At 66.8% G+C, this 4,897-nt stretch carries 5 protein-coding genes and 1 pseudogene; 4 read left to right on the top strand and 2 right to left on the bottom strand.

Annotated features, from left to right (window positions below):
• Positions 1-793: 793 nt before the first annotated feature.
• Positions 794-1,039, bottom strand: coding sequence for a hypothetical protein (locus AB0F13_RS27695; RefSeq protein WP_362087900.1), 246 nt, complete (start codon positions 1,037-1,039; stop codon positions 794-796).
• A 142-nt stretch (positions 1,040-1,181) separates the two neighbouring features.
• On the opposite strand from AB0F13_RS27695, the gene AB0F13_RS27700 reads away from it, so the two are divergent.
• Both AB0F13_RS27700 and AB0F13_RS27705 read left to right on the top strand, forming a co-directional pair.
• Positions 1,182-2,027, top strand: coding sequence for a hypothetical protein (locus tag AB0F13_RS27700; RefSeq protein WP_362087903.1), 846 nt, complete (start codon positions 1,182-1,184; stop codon positions 2,025-2,027).
• 351 nt (positions 2,028-2,378) lie between these two features.
• On the top strand, positions 2,379-2,924 hold the full coding sequence (locus tag AB0F13_RS27705; RefSeq protein WP_362087906.1) for a CAP domain-containing protein: 546 nt from the start codon (positions 2,379-2,381) through the stop codon (positions 2,922-2,924).
• A 147-nt stretch (positions 2,925-3,071) separates the two neighbouring features.
• Here the strand turns inward: AB0F13_RS27705 and AB0F13_RS27710 are convergent.
• A pseudogene (locus tag AB0F13_RS27710) lies at positions 3,072-3,242 on the bottom strand (IS5/IS1182 family transposase); the annotation flags it as partial.
• A 90-nt stretch (positions 3,243-3,332) separates the two neighbouring features.
• On the opposite strand from AB0F13_RS27710, the gene AB0F13_RS27715 reads away from it, so the two are divergent.
• Positions 3,333-3,533 carry a hypothetical protein gene (locus tag AB0F13_RS27715; RefSeq protein ID WP_362087909.1) on the top strand — a complete coding sequence of 67 codons (201 nt, stop codon included), beginning with the start codon at positions 3,333-3,335 and terminating at the stop codon, positions 3,531-3,533.
• A 269-nt stretch (positions 3,534-3,802) separates the two neighbouring features.
• The coding region (locus AB0F13_RS27720) for a DUF6192 family protein (protein WP_362087912.1) at positions 3,803-4,897 on the top strand (1,095 nt) is incomplete at its 3' end.

A 4,897-nucleotide genomic window follows, 5' to 3' on the forward strand; every position in this document is an offset into this window, starting at 1 on the left:
CACCGCTGGCCGCCTTCACGTGGTGGATGCGCAGCGACGGGCACCGGGCGAACATTCGTAACCCGCAGTTCGAGACCATGCACGTGCAGGTGGTGCTGGGCAGTGCGAACCCGGCTTCCGGGTCGGCCACGCCGGCGGCGACGTACGTGCAGATGTTCGGATTCTGTCGGCACTGAGTCCGCTCCCGGCATGCGCCTCCTGACCGGGGTCGCTCATGTCGGTTCCTTCTGGCCGGAGTTGGCGGGGGATGGGAGTCCTTGCGGACCCGGGAGACCGGGCGGTCACGGCCGCAGACGATGCACTGTGCGTCCGTGCGGTATTCGTTGTTGGTGTCGTAGTCGGCGCACTTCCAGACGAACCGCGCCGTGCCTGCGGACGGGTCACCGCAGTACCCCGCCGTCCGAGGACGTAGCCGATGGCGGTGCTGCCGAGGGCCTCGACGACCAGCGCCGGCAACACCAAAATGGTTCGCCATGACCATCACGCTCAAGTGGGCCTCCGACGGCTGGACGTTGCGCGAGCTTCGTGATTCACACACCACAGCGCGTTTGGTTGTCTGCCTTGCGCCTCGACACGATCCCGGCGGCTTTCCGAGGGAGAAAGACACCCGGATACGTCCGGCAACTCCATTGCGTAGCTTGCGGCCGGGGACAGAGATAGGAGTCCTGGGCCGACCCAGCGTCTTCACCGTGAACCCGCGGGGCCAGCTCCGAAAATGGCGGCACCGGACCCTCGTGTTCCCGCTGAAATACCTTCAGTTTCCGCAGCCTGGCGGAGCCCCGGGTCTGCTGATTTACTCGCTCGGCTCAGTCGGTGGGCGGAGCTGGTAGTCCGGGCACTTGCCGGGGTCTCCCCACGGCGCAGTGTGCGGCTCCATGCTCCCGCACCAGGGGCAGGGGAGTACGGGACGGGCCTGGCTGCCTTCGATTCCGCAGTACCCGGCATCGCCGAACTCTGCGTTGCTGTAGACGACGATGGCCTGGCGACCGCAGGTGCACAGCTCGCCGGATGCGGCGCGACGTTCTGTCGACTCGGTCATGCCGGAAGTCTGCCAGAGGCCAACGACACGGGGGGCGTCTCCACAACGGGGCTGTACCGGACGCAGTCTGGCTCCGGTGCGGACGGGTGACCTGTGGGTGTGTCGACGATCCGACGATCCTGGGGTGCGCGACGCTCCGGTCATGACCATGGTGAAGATTCGACTGCCCGAGGACCGACTCGACATCACCGCCCTGAACGTCTCGTTCGCCGATCTGCCTGTCGCCAGTGCGTCGGTCGAGCTGGTGCGCGGGTTCGGCGGTGACTTGGAAGAACTGGGGGAATCGCTGCTGAAGTGCTTCGCCGATGGCGCCTCGTGGTGCCGGGTCGGCAACGCCGTCCACACGGTGACCCACGGGGATGCCGAGGTGCGGCTGGTGCCGCGGTCGGACACGCCGGCCTGGCACGTGGACTACTTCCAGGCCGGTTGGGGAAGTAGCGACGGTGCGCGGATTCCGCCGGAGTTTCGGCCGGAGTACGCCAGGTACGTGGACCGCAGGCACAAGGCACGCGAATCCTGCCTCGAAGGCGAGGATCTGCGCGCGGTAGCGGCCAAGGACGGGGCCGGAGGCGTCGACAAGCTGGTATGGCACCATCGTGCTCAGCTCACCGAGTGGTACGACGCCCTGGACAACCTGCTCCACTCGGTGCCGACCGCTTCGAGCCTCCCCGAATGGGCCACGTCGGTGGCCAGGGACGAGCTGCTGGACTGGCACCGGACCCCGCGAGTACCTGACGAGCGCCGTGCTCGCATACCACCACGGCGACAACGGGCCACGTCCCGAAACCGTGTTCGGCAATCTGTGCTTCCGCTTCTCGACGGGCTCGGTGGAACTGGTGCCCGATCTCTAAGTCCAGTTCACGGGCACAAGGTCTTGAAAGCACAGTGGCGAACCCGGAATACGCCCCACCAGCGCTGTCCTGCAGGCGCGAGGTCTTGGATCACGCCGCCGACTGACCGAGCCCCGCCAGGACAGCGGCGTCGATGAGGGTCAGGCGAAGTGCCGGGCGGCGGCCGTGACGAACCGGTCGGTCGCGGTGATGGCATCCTGGCGAAGGATGTCGAGCGTTTCCCGGTCGGCGGCGCCGCGCAGGGCGAACACTGCAGTGCCTGTGTGGAATCCTCGAAAGAGCAGTCCGGGGGCGCGGTATGGTGCGCGTGTGGCAGATGCTGACTTTTGATGGCACGTCAGGTTGGCCGAAGCCCGAGGGGCTTGAGGGGTCGGGGTCTGCTCTGTGGGTCGCGTGGAAGAGAAGGTCGCACTGGAGTACCGCATGTAGCCCCAGGGCAGTATTGATTACCTTCCGCGCTTGTAATAATTCATAGAGTCATGAATGTTATGCGCTTCGCGCGCCCCATCGCTGTGGCCGCCGCGCTCACCTTCACCACCCTCATGCTGGCCACCGCGCCGGCCTCGGCGGCGCCCGCGCCTCAGGAGATCAAGGACCAGACGCTCGCCTCGGCGAACGCCGCCCGTGCCAAGTACGGTGCCCGGCCGCTGACATGGAGCGATCCGCTCTACCCGGCCACCGACCAGTACGCACAGATGTGCAAGTTCGCGCACTCCGCCGCTGAGGGCCGCTACGGCGAGAACCTCTATGCGGTCATTGGGCCCTCGGACACCAAAACCGCGATTCGGCAAGCGTTCGCCTCATGGATGGCGGAGGCGTCCAAGTACGACTACAACAAGCCGGGCTTCTCGTCGGCGACGGGCAGGTTCACGCAGTTGGTGTGGAAGGGCACCACTCAGATCAGTCTCGCCGTCAGCAAATGCCCAGCGGGCATGCTTTTCCCCCAGGCTGGCGCCTTCGTCCTGGCGCGCTTCACCCCGGCGGGTAACTTCCCGGGTCAGTTCCCGCAGAACGTCGGCCGCCCCGTGGACTGACCTCGCATACTGTCGTCGGCACTGCCAACGGTGCCGACGACAGCGCAGGACGCCCGGCGACAGTCCGGCCACCGCAACATCCGGTTGAGCCCTGCCTTTTTGTGAGGCTCAGCTGCGTGCGCCTTCTCGCGGTCGCTCACACCGAGGTCATCGGCCAGTGACCGGCAACCGTGACGGCAACCGTGCCGAGGGCGCGCCGCGGGCCAGCCGGCGGGTCATGAGCGTGATCGCGGCCCAAGTGATCAGTGCCTCCGAGTGCTGCGGCAGTCTCTCGTAGTCGCGGGCATTCCTGCGGGCCCGCAGGATCCACGAGATCGTCCAAATGCCGAGGACGCCCTCAAGGCCGCACGCACCGAAGTCCTCGCCCAGCGGACTCGAATCGGTGCACTCCTCGGCCAGATTCGCGACTTGGAGAGCGAGTGGACTGCGGAGAGCGTCCAGCGGATCACCACCGAGAACACCACCCTCAAGCAGCGAGTCCGCCAGCTGACCACCGACAATCGGACGCTCGACGAGCGGCTCAAGGCCGCTCGCCCCAACATCCGCTTCCAGGACCGGCGCATCGCCGACCTTGAGGCCCGTCTCGCCGACCCTGAATCAGCGACGTGATCCCGCACTGCTGACCGCCTCACGGCCCGTCCACCGTTCCGGTGGACGGGCCCTCCCACGAGATCACTCAGACGAGCTACGGAAGCATCCCCACCCCGCCGTCACGGACATGTAGTCTATGAATCGCCGCAGGTCAGAGCCGGTTCACGGGCTCCCGCGGTCGGTAAAGAGATTGAGCCGATGCAGCCGGTGGGCGGCGCTCATCCGGCCCTGGGTGAAGACCTCTTCAGCGTCGACGCCTCGTTGCAGATCTACGCCGACGACCTGGGGTGGCGCTGAGTACGGTCCGCAACTACCGGTTCGCCGCCCACCGCTGGCCCGAGAAGCAACGTCGTCACGGCGTCTCCCACAAGGTCCACTACGTCCTCGCGGGCATCCATGACGATGCCGAGCGCTTCGAGGCGATCGGCGACCCTCCGCTGGACGAGCGCGCCCGGGTGCGGCGCTGGACGATGGACCTGGCCAAGAAGCACGTCGGGCAGCTTCCGGGCCGTCCCGAGACGCCCGCGCAGAAGGTGGCGGCCATCCACCGCCTGGCCGCCGACGACGAGGTCGCGGCCCAGGTAGCCTCGGACGTGCTGCGCCGCCCGGCAGTGGCGGCCAAAGTCGTCGCGGACGACACCGCCCGCCACATGGTCAACAAAGCGCAGACCACGCAGCACAAGACCGAGGTCGTCCACGACCTCATCGCCGACGACACGGTCGCGGCCCAGGTCGCCTCGGACGTACTGCGCCGCCCAGAGGTCGCGGCCAGGGTGGTCGCGGACGACACCGCCCGGCATGCGGTCAACCGCGCCCAGACCGACCGTTCCCAGCAGCAGGCCGACGCCTTCCGGCAGGAGACGCCGGCGGGGCGGGCGGTGAGGAAGATCTGTGCGATATCCCGTGGGTTCGCTTCAGCGTCCATCCCTCGGGTTGACAGTGTTGTCCCAGGTCAGCAAGGCGCGAAGGCACGGCCTACCCGAATGGATGATGATGGTCCTTCAGGATTCCCGAAGAACAATCGTGATCTCCACGGCGAAGCGCGGGCCGGTGCCGCGAAATCCCTGGTCGGACCCCTGCCGCGCGATCACCGACCGGCGGGAACCCACGGGATATCGCACATTATCCCAGCAACCTCAAATCCTGCTCTGAAACAGACTGTTGAGGAATGCTGGACAGCGGGCTGTGGAAATGATGCACGGCATGAACACGTACATCAAGCGCATCCTGCTCGCGGTGAGCATCACCCTCGCGGTCATCGGGTACGGGCTGCTGCTGTGGCGGGGACCTTGGTGGATAGATGGCGCACACCTTCGCCACCGCGACCTCCAGCCCGCCGATGGTGTTGTGATCACCGGTTTCCGCACCATGCTCGTCGCCCT

The organism is Streptomyces sp. NPDC026206, assembly GCF_040638465.1.
Lineage (GTDB): Bacteria > Actinomycetota > Actinomycetes > Streptomycetales > Streptomycetaceae > Streptomyces.

Excerpts from the sequence above, each read along its gene's own strand:
- AB0F13_RS27695 (WP_362087900.1), bottom strand. The coding sequence starts at position 1,039 with ATGACCGAGTCGACAGAACGTCGCGCCGCATCCGGCGAGCTGTGCACC.
- AB0F13_RS27700 (WP_362087903.1), top strand. The coding sequence starts at position 1,182 with ATGACCATGGTGAAGATTCGACTGCCCGAGGACCGACTCGACATCACC.
- AB0F13_RS27705 (WP_362087906.1), top strand. The coding sequence starts at position 2,379 with ATGCGCTTCGCGCGCCCCATCGCTGTGGCCGCCGCGCTCACCTTCACC.